Annotated in this window: 11 protein-coding genes; 5 read left to right on the top strand and 6 right to left on the bottom strand. The window is 50.5% G+C overall.

Going from position 1 to position 14,967, the window contains the following annotated elements; translation table 11 throughout:
• Positions 1 to 120: 120 nt before the first annotated feature.
• Positions 121 to 2,628 carry a DUF5686 and carboxypeptidase-like regulatory domain-containing protein gene (locus BWI97_RS18835; protein ID WP_102202334.1) on the bottom strand — a complete coding sequence of 836 codons (2,508 nt, stop codon included), beginning with the start codon at positions 2,626 to 2,628 and terminating at the stop codon, positions 121 to 123.
• A gap of 662 nt (positions 2,629 to 3,290) precedes the next feature.
• Here BWI97_RS18835 and BWI97_RS18830 point away from each other — a divergent pair.
• The 3 genes from BWI97_RS18830 (at position 3,291) to BWI97_RS18820 (ending at position 8,290) form a co-directional block, all read left to right on the top strand.
• Entirely contained in the window at positions 3,291 to 4,337 is a 1,047-nt protein-coding gene (locus tag BWI97_RS18830; protein ID WP_102202333.1) for a ferredoxin--NADP reductase, read from the top strand.
• A 100-nt stretch (positions 4,338 to 4,437) separates the two neighbouring features.
• Complete coding sequence (locus tag BWI97_RS18825; RefSeq protein ID WP_102202332.1) at positions 4,438 to 6,288, top strand: family 16 glycoside hydrolase; 1,851 nt, start codon at positions 4,438 to 4,440, stop codon at positions 6,286 to 6,288.
• Between the two features lie 52 nt (positions 6,289 to 6,340).
• A complete protein-coding gene (locus BWI97_RS18820; protein ID WP_102202331.1) occupies positions 6,341 to 8,290 on the top strand; it encodes a hypothetical protein in 1,950 nt (649 codons plus the stop codon).
• A gap of 50 nt (positions 8,291 to 8,340) precedes the next feature.
• Here the strand turns inward: BWI97_RS18820 and BWI97_RS18815 are convergent, their stop codons facing one another.
• The 4 genes from BWI97_RS18815 to BWI97_RS18800 form a co-directional block, all read right to left on the bottom strand.
• A complete protein-coding gene (locus tag BWI97_RS18815; protein WP_158242796.1) occupies positions 8,341 to 9,294 on the bottom strand; it encodes a glycosyltransferase family 1 protein in 954 nt (317 codons plus the stop codon).
• Positions 9,295 to 9,713: 419 nt separating this feature from the next.
• Positions 9,714 to 10,778: a hypothetical protein gene (locus BWI97_RS18810; protein WP_102202330.1), complete on the bottom strand. Its 1,065-nt coding sequence runs from the start codon at positions 10,776 to 10,778 to the stop codon at positions 9,714 to 9,716.
• Positions 10,779 to 10,791: 13 nt separating this feature from the next.
• Positions 10,792 to 11,424: a hypothetical protein gene (locus tag BWI97_RS18805; protein WP_102202329.1), complete on the bottom strand. Its 633-nt coding sequence runs from the start codon at positions 11,422 to 11,424 to the stop codon at positions 10,792 to 10,794.
• Complete coding sequence (locus BWI97_RS18800) at positions 11,405 to 11,947, bottom strand: RNA polymerase sigma factor (protein WP_233207908.1); 543 nt, start codon at positions 11,945 to 11,947, stop codon at positions 11,405 to 11,407. Before BWI97_RS18800 ends, BWI97_RS18805 begins: the two co-directional genes overlap by 20 nt.
• A 119-nt stretch (positions 11,948 to 12,066) precedes the next feature.
• Here BWI97_RS18800 and BWI97_RS18795 point away from each other — a divergent pair, with 119 nt between their 5' ends.
• Positions 12,067 to 12,429, top strand: coding sequence for a DUF1304 domain-containing protein (locus BWI97_RS18795; RefSeq protein ID WP_102202327.1), 363 nt, complete (start codon positions 12,067 to 12,069; stop codon positions 12,427 to 12,429).
• Between the two features lie 79 nt (positions 12,430 to 12,508).
• On the top strand, positions 12,509 to 13,315 hold the full coding sequence (locus BWI97_RS18790) for a hypothetical protein (protein WP_094814821.1): 807 nt from the start codon (positions 12,509 to 12,511) through the stop codon (positions 13,313 to 13,315).
• 120 nt (positions 13,316 to 13,435) lie between these two features.
• Here BWI97_RS18790 and BWI97_RS18785 read toward each other — a convergent pair whose 3' ends face one another.
• Positions 13,436 to 14,383, bottom strand: a complete 948-nt coding sequence (locus tag BWI97_RS18785; RefSeq protein WP_094814819.1) for a cation diffusion facilitator family transporter — start codon at positions 14,381 to 14,383, stop codon at positions 13,436 to 13,438.
• Between the last annotated feature and the right edge of the window lie 584 nt (positions 14,384 to 14,967).

Genomic DNA, 14,967 nt, shown 5'->3' with positions numbered 1-14,967 from the left:
GGCTACCGGAGCGAGTCTGGCTGAAAGGTTAAATAGTGGAATAGCGGCTCAGGCTCTTACACAACGTTAAATGTTCCGTTATGACGAAAGCAGAAAATCGTTGAAAGGGAAATAGACGGGCTATAAACTCAACTGAAACGAGACTTTTACCCCAAAACGCTGAATACGTGGGTTATCTCGATAGGTTAGGCGGTGCATCGCTTCGATGCGGGCTACCCGAAATACGTTCGAGAAACCATACCCTACTTCTACGTAGGGCAAGGTTTGGAGGGTATGAATAACCGGCTTTCGTTCCAGGTCCAGTAAGAGTCGCTGGTTGGCAGTGCTAAGCTGACCGTAGAGGATTTTTGCGGTGATAAAATTTCGTAAGCCCCAGTCACGAACGACGGGAATGCGATTCGTAAACAGTCCTTCAAATTTATGCTCCACGGCCAGCGACACGTACCGATCACTCACAAATTCGGCGTAGTTCATAAGATTGAAAGCATTACGATTGTAAAAGGGCGTAGAATTGCCCTGATGCACTTCCAGCAAAGGATAGGGTAACGTTGAAGGGGTATAGCCCGCTTGCAGGGTGTAATGGGTTCGTCCCCAAATGCCCCAGCGAATGGCATGATCAAGTTGCAACTGCCATTTTTGGTAAGACGTAGCCTCATAGGGCGTAGCCAATCCTTTGGGCTGATACAACGTACCATACTGATAGCGAAGCGTAACAACAGGAGCCGTTTCCGTCGGACGCTGCCGGACGCGTCGGCTGGTCACCCGTCGGTTGGGCAAACGACCTGGTGCGTAACGCGTTTCCAGAAAAACTTCCCGACTCCAGAGTTTGCCTAGTCTGGCTATCGACTGATCGGTCAGCGGGACAAAGATGGGAAAGCGGAAATCCATGCATTGCTGACGAACGCCCACTGTCTGCGTGAAATTGGGTCCTAAATCCTGCTGGGCGGTCAGGACGTTTTCTCGCAGGTAATACGCTTTTTTGAAATGGCCGAATCGGTTGATAATTCTCAACATGGGGTCATCTGCGAGTTGCTCCAGGCGAAGCCCCAGTCGTTCCAGATCGTACGTATGCCGGAGGGTAAAAAGGGTCAGCGGCGAACGCCTGGGAATAAACCGGATTTCTCCACCTCGTTTCCAGACTTTATCGTGGGAGCCATAGGCCATGTAGCCCAGAAATTGCCAGGTTTTACTAAAGCGGGCATTCGTCTGCAAGCCGAGCCGAAGCCGGTGACCTTCCAGGCGGTTGTAGGCCCAGGTTGAAAATACGGAACCCAGTTCCAGACCTTTGGCTATGGGCACGTAACCTCCCTTGTACACAAATTCACCGGCCTGCGTGGCGGCCTTAATCAGGGGAACATTCCGAATGGTATCCACGAGCTGGCGATTTTTCTCCAGTTCACTGAAAGGAATTCGCTCCCGGTGCTGTTGCCAGAAGGCTTCGCTATCCTGCTGCCGATCGGTGGCCAGTTCTACTTCCGTATCGAAAAATCGAATGCTACGGGGCTCTTCCACGCTGAAATCAGTTAACGCCATGGCGTAGGCGACCATCGCTCCGAACGTGTGTTTGACTACCTCACCTGCCTGAACCGTTACCTGCGTGAGCGTTGGCACCCAGACACCCGTTGAAGTGGGTTCATACGTAATGGAAAGGTCCATTCCTTCGATGTAATTAATAGTTGCTTCGGGCCCCAGACGAGCCTCAATGCCCGCCAGGGCATACGTGAGGGTGTCCACAAACAGGCGACCTTCAAAAACCAGGTCGTGTTTACGCTTGGGGTCGAATTCAACGACGTAGCAGGAGCGGCCTTCCAGTTGTGTGGTATCGGCCAGAAAGTAGGTATAGGCCTGCCGTCCGTGGGAGGAGAGGGGCGACATGAATTCTTTCCGAAACAGGCTGACCTGATTTTCGTAAAAGTTGAGGGTATTAAAACCCGCTCCGGTGAAGAGAGCAATAAAGCTGTCGTCCGTAATTCCGACGCTGTTGATGTTGGTCTTTAGAATCTCTTCCTTGCTCAGGTTCGGTTGGTGACGAGCGTAGATTTTCGACAGCGTTTCGGAAGTAAATACCGGAAGGTTGCCCGACTGCCGTTCGGATTTAGGTAAGGCCTGTAGAATGGTTTGAACGGGTTTTCGTTGCTGAAAATGCTCATCGATCTTGTTGATTCCTACCGTAAGCTGACTGTACGCCTGATAGGTATAGGCGGGCTGTTGCTGAAAATCGTGTTGTGAACGGCGGGTTGCCACTTCCCGCAATAGCCGAAAAGCCGGGTTTTCACCCGCCCGAATGACTACTTCACCCAGCGTTGCCGCCATGGGGAGCAGGGAAATCGAAAGCGAAGACCCCGTGACGGCTACCCGGGTCGTCTGGTAACCCACCGCTGAAATAAGTAGTGAATCAAGGGGCTGACTGGAGCGAAGCTGATAACGACCTTCTTCGTTGGCGACGGTGCCGTTGGGTTTTCCCAGTACACCCACCGAAGCAAAGGGAATACCCAGGCCCGTTTTCTGATCAGTAATCTGACCGGAAACCTCGTGCGTAGGAGACTGGCCTGCCAGCGTAAAACTCAGCAGTACACTCAATGAGCAGAGTAGTATCCAGGAAAAAGGAAGTTTAGGGAAATGATACATGGCAGGTGTGGACAACGGGATCGGTAATGGATAGAGTTCTTGGGGTAATGAACGCGTTGGGAGCAGGACGTTTACTAAAGACCTGGTGATGAACAGCCGGTTAGAAACGCTCTGTAAAAATTGGATGAATCCGTAGGAAACGATTGACAGAAAAGGAGGGTTAGAAGCACCTCATCATCCAAACAGACCGGGGCATGTAACAGTTAATCTGCCAGGTCTGGAAAATAACAGAAGTATAAAGGAGGTACGGTTTCATGAAGGTGCTGGAGTACCGCTATGGAACAGATAGTTATACGTTGGTGGAGTGTCTTCTCAAGCGAACCGTTTTTTATCCTTTTCATGGGGTGGATTGTTTTACCTGAAGTTAAAGACCGTGTATAAGCTGAACATCGTCAGTAGGACAGTCAGAAAGCGATTTACCCCCACGAGTCTTAAAATTTTTTAGTACAATCTGGTAAACGGACGCTTCTGAAACCCATAGTCTGGAACAAAATTGGCTGATGTTAAAAAAAATGATAAAAAGCTAGCGAATGAATTGCTGTAAAAATCAGATCAATCGCTGGAAAAGCGGACTCAATTGTCTTGAAATATCTAATCGCCTTTAAGACACAGCGTTTGCCCGATAGGTTGGGTTTTGCCCAGAAATTAACGTAAGATAAACAATGGATTCAAAGGTTGAATGGATTGAATGGAAAGTAACGGCCATACGCCCCGAGACGGCCGATTGTAAAACGTATGTGCTCGAGCCAGTCGATGGCTTGCCAGTACCGTATCGGGCAGGCCAGTTTCTGACGCTATTGTTGCAGCACGAAGGACACAAGCTACGGCGTTCGTATTCCATCAGCTCCACGCCGGAAGTAGATACAAGCTTCAGTCTGACAATCAAGCGGGTCGTTAATGGTGAAGTGTCCCGCTGGCTTTTACAAAACCTGCAAGTGGGCGATACGCTACGAAGCCTGCCGCCCGCTGGCCGGTTTACACTGGATTCGCAGGCGGATACGGATCTGCTCCTTGTAGCGGCAGGTAGCGGCATCACACCCATTTATTCGCTGATCAAAGCGGCTTTGTATCAGCAGCCGCAGCGTCGGATCGTACTTTTTTATAGTAATACCAGTCGAAGCAGTACGATTTTCAAAGACGAGCTGGATGCCCTCACGCAGCAATTTCCGGAGCGACTGACCATCGAGTATCTGTATAGCAATCCGCCCGCGGATGAACGGGCCCGCCGCCTCAACAATACCCTTTTTGAAAAGTTGCTGGCCCGGCATCTGGATCCCACACGTAATCAGCCTGCTTTCTACCTCTGTGGCCCGGAAGATTTCATGCGACTCGTCCGGATTGTACTGCTGTTTCTGGGTTTCCCAGCCGAATCGATTCGTAAGGAAAACTTTGTCATTCCTCCGCAAACGCCCGCCATTCCCGAGGGCTTTGGCGTCGCGAGTCAGGTTGAAATCGAGTACCAGAACCAGCGGTATACGCTCGCAGTCCCGGCTGGAACGTACCTGCTGACGGCAGCTCTCAAAGCGGGCATTTTGTTACCGTATAGTTGCCGGGGTGGGCGTTGTAGTACCTGTGTGGCCCAGTGTCTGGAAGGTCGGGTGAAAATGACCATCAACGATGTACTGACCGAACGGGAGCTGGCCCAAGGCGAGATTTTAACTTGTACGGCTTTAGCGGAAACCAGTCGTATTTTAATTAAAGTAGGTTAGATACGATTATTTATTGTTAAGTGGGTATCAGTATAGTTGGAATGTGGGCTTCACTGCTTTGATTTGCAAGTTCATTGCTAACCAACATTTCAACAGTACTATGAAAAGACCTCTTCTTCGGCTGTGGGCTGCCGGGTGGCTTGTGGCCGGACTAAACGCGGCGGCTTTCGCTCAGTTTGGTACGGTTCCCCAGACCCTTTCACTGACCGATATGAGTGCGTTTCGTCCTACGAAAGCGGGCAATTGGAAAATTGTCGGTGAGGTAGCGGCCGATTTGCAGCAAAAAGAAGTACTTACCACCAAAGCCGGTTCGGGCGTGCTGGTCAACCAGCCCGATGCCAACAACCGGGCGAATCTGCTGACGACGTTCGAACACGGGGATGCTGATCTGGAGTTTGACTTCATGATGGCTTCGCATTCGAACTCCGGATTCTACCTGCAAGGTCGGTACGAAATTCAATTGCTCGACAGCTGGGGCGTGAAAGCTCCTTCAGACAGCGACGTGGGCGGAATTTACAAACGCCGGGAACTGCCTTCGGGCCGTATGTACGAAGGACACGCTCCCCGGATCAATGCCGGTAAGGCTCCTGGTCTGTGGCAACACATGGAAATCTCATTCCAGGCTCCTCGTTTTGACGCTTCCGGTAAGAAAATTGCCAACGCCAAGGTGTTGAAAATTTCGCTGAACGGCATTACCATTCAGGAAAACGTAGAACTTTCCGGACCGACGGGTGGCCCGATCTCGGAAGAAGAAGCCGCCAAAGGACCCATCATGATTCAGGGGGATCACGGGGCGATTGCCTTCCGTAATCTTCGTTACCGCAGCTACGGTGACGAAAAATTGCAATTGACGGGTACGCAGTTCAAAGCCTACGAGCCTTCCAATAACGATTCTTTCGCCCAGATTCCCGATTTCTCCAAACTGAAATCGACCAGTACGGGTACGCCTTCGGAAGTAAACTGGGACGTCACCAATCAGACGAACAACTTTGGTCTGCTTTACACGGGTAAGCTTACGGTTCCTACGGCGGGTGAATACAAATTCTTCCTTTCCGCGGGGGGTACGGCTCGTTTGAAAGTCAACAATCAGGTCGTTGTGAAAGAAGGATTTCTGCAACCCGGTCAGTACAATGCGGGGACCATTAAACTGCCCGCTGGTACGGCGAACGTAGAAATTGCCTACGTAAAACGCGACGAATGGGTACGCCCCGGCTTAGCCCTCGAAGTGGAAGGCCCCGGTGTGCGGCATACGAGCCTGACGGCTCCTGCTTCCCTGCTGACCAATCCATCGACGGACCCCATTTTGATTGATGCTCGTGAAAATACGATTACCCGTAGCTTCATGGACATTTACCCCGATGGCAAACGCAAGCGGATTGTACACGCCGTACAGGTAGGTTCTGCCGATGGTCTGCATTACACCTTTGATCTCGACAACGGAGCGTTGGTACAGGCCTGGAAAGGCGATTTCTTGGATGCTACACCGATGTGGCACGACCGGGGGGATGGTTCCTCGCGGCCCCGGGGTGTACTGGCTTCTTTCAATGATTTTCCTGATTTTGCCGTGTTAAGTTCTTCTTCCAAAGCCTGGACGGAGAATCTGCCCGAAGAAGGCGGCACGTACAAGCCCTTGGGTTATGACGTGGATGAAGCGGGTCTGCCGACCTTCAACTATACCTATTTCGGTAGCGAAGTCTCGGATAAAATCCGTCCGGCCGAAGGTAATAAATACCTCGTCCGCGAAATCACAGTGAAAAATCCGACGGCCAATCTGTACCACCTCGTAGCCACGGGTAGCGACATCGTAGAGGTACAGCCCGGTCTGTATGCCATTGACGGCAAGTCGTATTACGTCCGCGTGACGGGTGCAACCTTACGCAAATCCGGCAATCGTCAGGAGCTGCTGATGCCGGTGAGTACCAACGCGATCAAATACGAAATTCTGTTTTAATAAGATCCGTAGCTGACTTTAAGCGAAGCAGCTACTTTACAAGCATATACGCATGAAACGGATTCTTCATACGACGCTTCTCGGACTGGGCCTGACTACGGCGGCCCTGGCTCAGGACAGTTCTCCGGCCGAAAGCGATCTCTACAAAATTGTTAAAGTGAGTACGCCCGAAGGCATTGTGCTCGAAATTGGTGGCGTAACCAGTATGCCCAACGGCGATGTGGCAGTATCCACGCGTCGGGGAGACGTATGGGTCATTGAAAACCCCAGCAGCCCACGACCTTTCTTCCGCAAGTTTGCCAGCGGTCTGCACGAAATCCTGGGTTTGGTGTACAAGGACGGTTCATTCTACTGTGCTCAACGCGGTGAATTGACCCGACTGACTGATACCAACGGGGACGGAAAAGCCGACAAGTACCAGACGGTATACGCCTGGCCAATTTCTGGTCACTACCACGAGTACAGCTTCGGGCCGAAAGTGGCTCCCGATGGCAGCTTCTTCGTAAGTGCCAACGTGGCCTTCGGGGACGAAGAATGGTGGCGGGGGGAAAGTAAAGTACCCTACCGCGGCTGGATCATGAAAATTTCTCCCGACGGAAAAATGGAGCCCTGGGCAACCGGGATGCGTTCGCCGTGCGGATTGGGTATGATCAACGGCGATCTGTTCTATACCGACAACCAGGGTGACTGGATGGGTTCAGGGGGCGTATGGCACGTGAAAAAAGGAGCGTTCGTAGGGCATCCGGCAGGTTTACGCTGGACGTCGCTGCCGAACTCACCCGTGAAACTTTCGCAGGAAGAATTCTACAAGACGTACGACGAACGCCGTCGCCGCGACAACAATGGCCGGGCCATCAAACCCGAAAACGATGCGTCGGAGAAGAATCCGCTGTTGTTGTTTGAAGCCAAAAAGAAGTTCCCCGAAATTCAGTTGCCCGCCGTATGGTTACCCCATGGCGTACTGGGCATTTCGAACTCGGAGATCATCAGTGATGATACGCAGGGAGCATTCGGACCTTTCGCCGGACAAATGCTGATTGGTGATCAGGGACAGTCGAAAATCATGCGAGTGTTCATGGAACAAGTAAACGGTGAATACCAGGGTGTGGCTTTCGACTTCCGTTCCGGCTTCCAGTCGGGTGTACTGCGGATGGCTTTCGGTAAAGATCATTCGCTGTTCGTGGGTGAAACCAACCGGGGCTGGGGTTCTGCTGGCGAAGCCAACGAAGGCTTGCAACGACTCGTATGGACCGGTAAAACACCCTTCGAAATGAAGGCGGTACGGGCCATGCCGGACGGCTTCGAAGTCGAGTTTACGCAACCGATTGATGCGGCCAGTGCCGAAGATCTGGCCAGCTACAAGGTGAAGAGCTTTATCTACAAGTACCACTCCACCTATGGTAGCCCCACGATCAATGAAGTGGAAAATGCGGTGAAAGGCGTGAAAGTATCCAGTGATGGTCTCAAGGCCCGTATCATCGTGGATAACCTGCGTCAGTACTACATCCACCAGTTGACGCTCGATGGCATTCGCGAAAAAAGTACGAAGTTCAGTCTGGTACACCCCAATGCCTACTACACGCTGAATAATATCCCGGCGGGTGAAAAACTGAGTCTTTCGGAAGCCAGTACGAAAACTTCGGCAGTAGCGAGTACGGTGAAGAAGCCCACAACAACGAAAGAAACCGTAGCGAAAAACGGCAAAACTGCCGTTGCGAAAGTGCCTTCGTACGAAGAAGTGAAGCCGCTACTTTCGAAATATACCTGTCTGGCCTGTCACAACGCCGACAAGCGTCAGGTAGGACCGGCGTACCGGGACGTGGCCAAACGCAATTACTCCAACGAGAAAATTGTGGATCTGATCTATAATCCTAAGCCGCAAAACTGGCCGGGTTACGCGACGGAAATGCCCCCCATGCCGCAGGTACCGAAAGGGGATGCGTTAAAAATCGCAGCCTGGATTAATTCGCTGAAAAATGCTCCGGCTAAAGCGAATCCTTAAGCATAGTCACGAAAAAGGCCACCCCATCGGGTGGCCTTTTTTAGTATCGTTTATTCATTCAGTAGTTCTTCGTAGATCCGCCAGTATTCGTTGGCCGTATTCCGCCAGTTAAACTGCTGTGACCATTCCTTGATGAGTTCACTTTCGGACTTGGTATCGATTTGTTCCAGAATCTGGGTGGTTAGATCACTCACTTGTTCGGGATCAAAGCCGTTGAAATAATGAGCGTAAGGTCCACCGATTTCGGGTAAGGAAGTAGCATCGGAGAGTACTACGTTCTTGCCAAAATGCATGGCTTCAATAACGGGTAATCCAAAACCTTCCGCCAGCGAGGGGAAGCAGAACAGGTCACAGTTTTTCAGTAACCAGTATTTTTCGGCTTCAGTAATCGGTCCCGTCAGGTGAACGCGGTTCTGTACGCCGAGCCGTTTGGATTCGTTAAGTACTTTCTGATAATACTCTTTATGCGTAGTCGTGCCGGCAATGATCAGATCCAGATCGTTCTGAAGCAGCATGGCGGGCAAAACGTGAAAATTCTTCTTGGGAGCTACCGTACCAATACTGAACAAAAAGGGATTATCCGTTGAAAACTGGGGTTTAATCGGGTTGATGTGTTCGTTGATGTTACAGCCGTTGTAAACGACCTGTACTTCCTTCCCACCCATGTGCATCGTAGACTCAATCTCATTTTTTACGTAATTGGAGATGGTCACAATGCGATCCGCCCGATCGATTTTATCCTGTAATTTCTGCGTGTACTTTTTAACTTTTTCCGGGGGTTTATTCTCGTGTAAAAAGTTCAGATCGTGAATCGTCAGTACTTTCTTCGCCGAACTCCGTAAGGGAAAATAATTGGAGTCCTGGTAGGTACCATGCCAGACTTTGTACTGATTGGCAAAGGGCATGGCATATTTATGCAGCGAATGTTGCCGTTTGTTAAACGGATTATCGCCAAATAAATCGCTTTCCGAAGAAGGTAGGTAAAATCCCAACCGGTGTTGCATACTTTTTCGATTCAAAAGTAACGCATTACCCAGTTGTAAACAGAAGTGATAAAGACCCGTATGAGCATGCTTCATCCGTTCACAGTCGAAGATGATATCTGCTTTTTTGATGGGTTGGCTCATTATAAATCAGCGATAAGGTTCTGGTTCATTTAGCGGTGGTACAGGCAAAATTACACTACAGACACAGCTTAAAGCCAAATAGTTGGAACTAGAAATGGAATTCTTTTGGATCTGCTGAAAACTTTCAAGCCAGCCTGCTCGTAGGGCTGGAAGAGTCCGGAGCGACGCTTCAATCGGGGGGCGATGCGTAATTATCTTATAAACAAGCAATTAGCCTGATTGTTTTAGCCGCCCGGCATCTGTACAGCAATACATACGGAAATCAGGGACGATCTGTTGCTAAACCCCGGGAAAAACTATAACCCCAGACGAAGGCGTACCCCCGGATAGACGTTCCTGAAAAAACCGGTCATGTAGAGTTCGGGCTCAAGTTTAATGAATCCGCGACTAAAAACTGTCCCGCTCAGTCGGACTGTATTTTTGGGAAAGTACCCACCCGTTCGCCGAATCGGAACGCCCACACTCAGGTGCGTCAGGAGTTTACTGAACTCCGCTTTCTGACCGTTGGGACGGCGGCTATAGAAGTGGACGCCCAGATTCAGGAAATCATTGCGATCGGTATGAAAACCCGTTTCCGGCGTACCCCGAAAAAAGAAGTGCGATTGCAAACCTATCGAGAAGCCCATACCCCGGTACGAGTCGGGTACCCACATGACATCCGCCGCCAGTGCGGGTACCAGTCGATGCCGAATGAGACCCACTTCAGCCCGGGGCTGAAAAGAGATAAAGGCCGCCCGAACGAAATTCAGTTGACTGAACGTCGCTTTCTTACCCTCCTGTACTAAATCGAATGTTACCTTAGACGAGGTCAGATGATGATTTTTGTACTGATACACCGACTGAATGGCCTCTTCCAGTAAGGGGTTGAAACCACCTTTTTTCAGTTGCGTTTTAATAAACGACAGGTCATTAAGTACGAATCGTACCCAGAATTGGGGCGAACCCGAACCCCAGCCTACAGCAGCAGGAGCTTGCCAGGCGGGTAGCTCAAGCGTATCACTTTGGGTTTTGAGTAGGGCGGGTTCTTCCGTACTGGAGAAATGGTAAGCCTGCTGCGTTTGCGGGTAGGAGCGTACATCAAGTTGTCGCCGGTTTTCGTCGAAGCGGAAACGAATGGTATGAGCCGTCAAGGCTTCGGAAGTATCCCGTACTTTCTGGTAATCCGTTACAAACAGATGGAGTACGGAATCCAGGTTTCGGTGTGCCAGCAGGTCCGAAAACTGATTGAATTCCAACTGTACCGACTGGTTGTTGGCTAGCCGAAGGGTAATGTGACTTTTATACGTCTGATCAATGGATTGAGCCCATAGCGATCCCAGCTTACTTAGGAGAAGTAAGCTCAGCAAACAGGTACGTAGCATACGAAAGAGAAATTTAGGGTTGAGAATGCGTAGAAAGGTGAGGGGTATGCACCGGAGCCGAATCGGCCGCTGGTGGCCCCAACCGGACAAAGCCTTCGGAGCGATACAGTCTAGGTTGAGCGTCCTGCTGAGCCTGTACATCATTGGCGTGCAAGACCCGGAACCGTTTGACGGGGCGAGTGGCCACGGATGAAGGCAGCGGAAGGACCGGGGTTTCTACCGCAATGATTTCCGTTGGTGTAACGCTGAGAACATCCACGGCTGAATCACGGGGTACAGTCACTTGCGGAGCCGGTTTTTTTGTAACCGTTGCCAAACGACTTTCGACTGGAGTGGACGGCACCGGCACCAGAAGGACTTGTTTGGGAGTTGGCATCGCAGGTTTGGCGGGTGCGGTGGTACGAGGAGTCGAACGCTGGGCCAGCTCAGGCGTAGCCGCAACGGGATCGGGTTGAGTCAACAACCAACCGAGTCCTCCCAGTACCAACACGGCAACGCACGCGGTCGCAACCCAGCGGTAGTAGGGGAGGGGTTTGGTTTTTTGTGCGGTCTGAATGTCTTTCCAGAGTGATTCCGTTGAAAAGGGTACCGTTTCCGGTACATCCTCCAGCTGGTTTCGAAACCAGTCATCCATGGGATTTTCCATAATCGTATCCGCGTTTTCTAAGTTTTTCCTGTAATAATTGCCGGGCTTTATGAAGCTGGCTTTTAGACGTATTTTCACTGATTTGAAGCTGCTCGGCAATTTCCCGGTGGGTATACCCTTCGATGGCGTAAAGATTAAAAACGGTGCGGTACCCATCGGGTAGTTCCAGAATCAGGCGGTATACTTCTTCACTACTCCAGTGGTCATCCGGGGGCTGGAAAGGCTGCTGGTGTTCGGAAAGCTCATCGACGGCCACGTACGAAATCTTCTGCCGCCGTAAGTGTTGCAAACATTCGTTGACCATGAGTTTCCGCAGGTACGGCTCCAGAGCCTGCTCCTCCCGCCATTCAATGGTTTGTATTCGCTGAAAAAACTTGACGAAACCAGTCATCAGCAAGTCGCGGGCTTCTTCGTCGTTGCGTACATAGCGGCGGCATACGCGAAACATCCGTCCTACGTACTGATCGTAGACCCGTTTCTGGGCAAAAGGATTTTGTTTACGTAAGGCTTCGAGTAATTCCACGACGAACAGGTTTTCAAAGGGATATATGCAAAGCCGTAGGGGAGGGTTGCCTGAAGTCGAAAAAATGATGAAATGCCGAAAAAGTTTACCTTTGACACGAACCCATAATCCCCAGCCAAATGTACCTTCTCAGCCAGATTCTTGTCGCCGTCGTTGCTCTGGAACACGTCTATATTTTATGGATGGAAATGTTTGCGTGGACGACGCGTGGTAAAGCCACCTTTAAGTCCTTACCGCCCGAACTGTTTGAGCCTACGAAAGGACTAGCCGCCAATCAGGGCCTGTACAACGGTTTTCTGGCAGCGGGTTTGTTCTGGTCCTTACTCATTGGCGACGGCGAATGGTCGCGGAATGTGGCTCTATTTTTTTTAAGCTGTGTAGTCGTAGCCGGGGTCTACGGTGGCTGGACCGCCTCACGGTCGATTCTGCTGGTACAGGCCCTTCCCGCAGCCCTCGCGTTAATTATCGTACTGCTGAGGTAACGGGCCAAAGACGCCGGTTTTTCGTAGATACCTCAAGAAGCATGCGGAGGAAAACCTTCGCCGAAACATTGATTCATTCATGAAAATCTATTGGCTTACCTTCGCTCTGCTGGGCCTGTTGATGGCTTGCGGGGGCGATAATTCCGAACAAAATACCCAACAGGAAACCGGAGCGAGCGAAACTACTTCGTCCTCAAAATCAAAAAACACCCTCGTTTTTCTGGATAAATCCCTGAGTGTGAATGAGGATGCCGCTTACGTGGAAAAAAAATACACGAAAGTGCTGACGGATTTGGTACAGAAGGATATTAACGGAATAGGTGATAAAATTGAAGTATGGCTGATGCACGAAAATACCGCTAAAGGGAAAGCCCTGGAGCTTACCAGCCGCACGGTCCTGGAAACTACTGAAGGAATGAGTCAGACCGATGTAGAGGCGGCCCAGACCAACTACGATTTTTCCTTACAGAAAGAGCGGCTCAACTTTACCAAGCAAATTCTTTCACAACTGGCTACGCCTAACGAAAGCCGCAGTAACAAACAAACGGATATTCAGGCAAGCTTGCAGGCCATTGGGACCGTCGCGTCCAAGGGAGAGCCGGTGGAAGTGTATTACTTTTCGGACATGGTGGAAAGCATGCCCCAGAAAAGTCGTCGGGATTTTCATCATACTCCTCCCAAGACAACTGCTCAGGCTGACGAATGGGCCAAGGCCGACGCTCTGGGCTTGAAAAGTCAGTATCCGAATTTGACGGGTGTGGCGGTTCACATGGTATTACCCTTCGAACCGACGACTTCATCCAAAATCAACAATCCGAATATCACGCAGTACTGGAAAACGTTTTTCACGGAACTGGGTGTGAAAAGTGTAACAGAAGAGATTTAGTAAAATACGTTAACGAAATGAGCCCGTATTGGCCTTTTTGGCAAATGCGGGCTCATTTCGTTAGTACTCCCCGCCGTTGTTGGTGTTTAGCATAGCGTCACCAACAACCGTCACCAAGCCTTATTCCGCCCATTCCAAATCAGTTGTAAAGACGATCGTGAGCCAGCGGTCGGGGGTATCCTCACCAATGGCTTCGCTGATCTGATCCCGGAGTTCGTCCCATTCTTCCAGGCGTTTGGCGGGCCAGCTCATGGGAACGATGAAGTAAAGCTCGATCTGACGACCCCGACCTACCCGGGCTACGTAGGCTCGGTATGCGATGAAGCCATAGCGTTCGACTACTTTCTGGGCCACTTCATCCACGTGTTTTTTCAGGTCTGCGGGGGTTACTAGAAGAATATCAGCTACCGCCTGCCGGATATTACTGATGGGAAGCGGAATAACGACGAGACAAACAATGGCCAGAACAGCCGGGTCAATGTAAGGAACCATCCAGTCCAGATACGTACCCTCAATGATCATACCAAACGTAAATGCCACTAACCAGGCAATGCTGAGGGCGGTGGAAATAAACCAGGATTTGGCATCCAGGGCCAAAAGTTCAGAGCGGATGAACTGATTGGCTTTGCTGGCGAAAAGAGCCATACTAAGCGTGCATACCAGCGAAATCAGCGTGAAGATGATGGCATAATTAAGCTCCAGCCTTCGACCCCCATCCAGAAAGCTATCCACCGCATTCACCAAAGCGTACAGAGCAGAGCCCAGTAGCAAGGTGCCATTGAATCCTAAAACAATGGGCTCCAGATGCCAGAATCCCATCGTAAAACGCTCGGTTAGTTTGCTCCTGACGGTATTACCTGTCGAAGAGGCCGCTATTAGTTTGGAAACTAGCAGAGCAAGGAAGGTCATCCCGGCATCGGTCAGATCATAAATGCCATCGAAGATAATGGCCGATGAACTGGCCAGCAGTCCAAAAGCTATACCGAAACCGCCCAACACAATCGTAACAACGATGGACAGGCGAAGAACGCCCTGTTCGGTTTTGGGGTTGAAGTAGTGGGCAAGCATAAGGAAAGGTGTCGTGTACCTGAACTTGCTATAAAAAAAGTAGACAAGAAGAAAGTAAATCCACCCACTGGATTCAAACGGTGGAATCTGTGAAGCGTCTGGTCGTAGCTGGTAAGGCAATGCTAAACATCAACCAGCGAAAGGAACAGTAAAAAAAGGGGAAGTGGGTTGGGGATGATTACGAAGGATACACGCATAATCGTTTGATTAGAAAGGGCAAAGGTCTTGTCACGGGTGCCAAAGCTAAACGATCCATCCGAAGGAATAACCTATTCCATGTAATCACTATATTAAGATTCTTGAGCGTATAGCCATAGCCGGGTTCTGATGATGGTATGCCAATTCCCAACAWTGGCGTAGACACACGAACGGCTTCGCTTTCTGAAGCGAGCCGTTCGTGTGTCTACAAGAAATACTACTTATTTGCTAGCCACGGCTACTACACTTTTCAGACCCAGGGGAGCTTGGGAGCTAAATCGAAGATGGTCAAATACAGGGTCGTTTTCTTGGCTACATTTTTCGTATCCCGGTAGTTAATCTCCACGACATCGATGGTGCCTTTTCCGTTGGGAGCGTTACTGGAG

The sequence above is a fragment of the Siphonobacter sp. BAB-5405 genome (assembly GCF_002872335.1).
In the GTDB taxonomy this organism is placed as follows: Bacteria; Bacteroidota; Bacteroidia; order Cytophagales; family Spirosomataceae; genus Siphonobacter.
The sequence above is the reverse complement of the archived record's forward strand: the minus strand, read 5'-3'. Positions and strand labels throughout refer to the sequence as shown.

Excerpts from the sequence above, each read along its gene's own strand:
- BWI97_RS18810 (WP_102202330.1), bottom strand. The coding sequence starts at position 10,778 with ATGCTACGTACCTGTTTGCTGAGCTTACTTCTCCTAAGTAAGCTGGGA.
- BWI97_RS18805 (WP_102202329.1), bottom strand. The coding sequence starts at position 11,424 with ATGGAAAATCCCATGGATGACTGGTTTCGAAACCAGCTGGAGGATGTA.
- BWI97_RS18815 (WP_158242796.1), bottom strand. The coding sequence starts at position 9,294 with ATGCAACACCGGTTGGGATTTTACCTACCTTCTTCGGAAAGCGATTTA.
- BWI97_RS18835 (WP_102202334.1), bottom strand. The coding sequence starts at position 2,628 with ATGTATCATTTCCCTAAACTTCCTTTTTCCTGGATACTACTCTGCTCA.
- BWI97_RS18785 (WP_094814819.1), bottom strand. The coding sequence starts at position 14,383 with ATGCTTGCCCACTACTTCAACCCCAAAACCGAACAGGGCGTTCTTCGC.
- BWI97_RS18820 (WP_102202331.1), top strand. The coding sequence starts at position 6,341 with ATGAAACGGATTCTTCATACGACGCTTCTCGGACTGGGCCTGACTACG.
- BWI97_RS18830 (WP_102202333.1), top strand. The coding sequence starts at position 3,291 with ATGGATTCAAAGGTTGAATGGATTGAATGGAAAGTAACGGCCATACGC.
- BWI97_RS18790 (WP_094814821.1), top strand. The coding sequence starts at position 12,509 with ATGAAAATCTATTGGCTTACCTTCGCTCTGCTGGGCCTGTTGATGGCT.
- BWI97_RS18795 (WP_102202327.1), top strand. The coding sequence starts at position 12,067 with ATGTACCTTCTCAGCCAGATTCTTGTCGCCGTCGTTGCTCTGGAACAC.
- BWI97_RS18825 (WP_102202332.1), top strand. The coding sequence starts at position 4,438 with ATGAAAAGACCTCTTCTTCGGCTGTGGGCTGCCGGGTGGCTTGTGGCC.